1 pseudogene is annotated in these 603 nt (G+C 65.8%); it reads left to right on the top strand.

Features of this window, described 5'->3' with window-relative positions:
• A pseudogene (locus tag JK635_RS28175) lies at positions 1 to 603 on the top strand (heat-inducible transcriptional repressor HrcA); the annotation flags it as partial.

Here is a 603-nt window from a genome sequence, read left to right as displayed (position 1 = left end):
GGTATATCGCCGACGGCCAGCCGGTCGGTTCCCGCGCACTGTCCAAGATATCCGGACTCGACCTGTCGCCCGCCACCATCCGCAACATCATGGCCGACCTGGAGGACATGGGGCTGGTTGCCAGCCCGCATACCTCGGCCGGCCGCATTCCGACGCCACGCGGCTACCGGATGTTCGTCGACACCCTGCTGACGGTGCAGCCGCTGGACGAAAAGGCGGTGGAATTCCGGCTGCAGCCGAAGAACCAGATCGGCTCGCCGCAGCGCATCATTTCCAGCGCCGCCCAGGTGCTGTCCTCGCTGTCGCAATTCGCCGGCGTGGTGCTGACGCCGCGCCGCGAATCGGTCTTCCAGCAGGTGGAATTCCTGCGGCTGTCGGAAAAACGCATCCTGCTGGTGATCGTCGCGCCCAACGGCGAAGTCCAGAACCGGCTGCTGCTGACCGATGTCGACTACACCCGCTCGCAACTGGTGGAAGCGGCCAACTACATCAACCTGCACTACGGCGGCCTGAGTTTCGATGATGTGCGCAACCGGCTGCAGGCCGAGCTGCGCCAGCTGCGCGACGACATGACGCGGCTGATGCAGGCGGCGGTCGAGGCCG

The organism is Neobacillus paridis (genome assembly GCF_016765675.1).
GTDB classification, from domain to species: domain Bacteria; phylum Bacillota; class Bacilli; order Bacillales; family Cytobacillaceae; genus Neobacillus; species Neobacillus paridis.
The sequence above is the reverse complement of the archived record's forward strand: the minus strand, read 5'-3'. Positions and strand labels throughout refer to the sequence as shown.